At 47.5% G+C, this 1075-nt stretch carries 1 protein-coding gene; it reads left to right on the top strand.

Going from position 1 to position 1075, the window contains the following annotated elements; genetic code table 11:
* Positions 1 to 1075, top strand: a 1075-nt coding sequence (locus VTH8203_RS12775; RefSeq protein WP_158296136.1) for an Ig-like domain-containing protein, incomplete at both ends; no start/stop codon positions are given.

Genomic DNA, 1075 nt, shown 5'->3' with positions numbered 1-1075 from the left:
GATAATTATCACCTCCCCTCCTGCTGATGGACAATTAACGCTCTCTGGTAGCAATATAACACCAACAACCGACGTATCACTGAATGACCTGCAGGCGGAGAATTTACGTTTTGAATTCTCAAACGACGAGTTTGGTACGCCCTACACCACTTTTACATTCAAATATCATGATGGACAGGTTGAAAGTTCGGCAGACTATACAGCGACCATTAATATCTCTGCCGTAGAGGATCAGCTTGGCCTCACCGTTACGTTATCAACAGCATTAACCGAAGACGACAGCGGCATCACTGTCGGCCACGTCGTCGCAACTTATGCGATTGATGATAAAGGAGAAAGTGATATCGGTGGCACGACATTAACGCCACTAACGGCCTACCAGCTGGGTAACAACAACACGATTACACTGACTCAAGATGGGATAGATACCCTAAATGCCACCGGAACGCTACCAGCATTCACCCTTTCTGTCGATGACGACGGTACTGGAGCCCCCACTCAAGAGACGAATACACCTATCGTTGTAGCGGAAAATGACTTACCTGTTGCCAAGAATAGTAATGTCACCGTAACAGAAGATACGCGCTATACCTTCACCGCCAACGATTTTGATTACAGTGATGAGGAATCGAGCGTTTACAGTGCCATTATCATTGAAACGCTTCCAAGTGACGGCACCTTATCAGTTGGCTCGGGCAGCGCCATTACTCAGGGGCAAGTAATACAACGCGCCGATGTGGCGAGCCTGCAATATCAACCGCAAACCAATTCAGCCGCAACCGATTCCTTTACTTTTCATGTCGTCGATGACGATGGTGATAACTCCATCAGCGCCGCCACCATGACCATCACTATCACATCGGTCAATGATGCGCCGAGCCTTGCTTTTAATTCACCCGACAAGGCATTTGTCAACGGCGATGGGCCAACAGCCTTATTGAAGAATGTAAATATCACCGATATTGATTCAAGCACAATAGCCAGCGCACAAATCACGCTAAATGGCGCCAATAGCAATGAGAGTTTAAGTTTTGTTGCGGCAGGCAGTATCTCGGGAAGCTACGATGCCAACAAT

Source organism: Vibrio thalassae, assembly GCF_900089835.1.
Classification (GTDB): domain Bacteria; phylum Pseudomonadota; class Gammaproteobacteria; order Enterobacterales; family Vibrionaceae; genus Vibrio; species Vibrio thalassae.
Note: the sequence above shows the minus strand (reverse complement) of the source record. Positions and strands in the feature narration are given on the sequence as shown.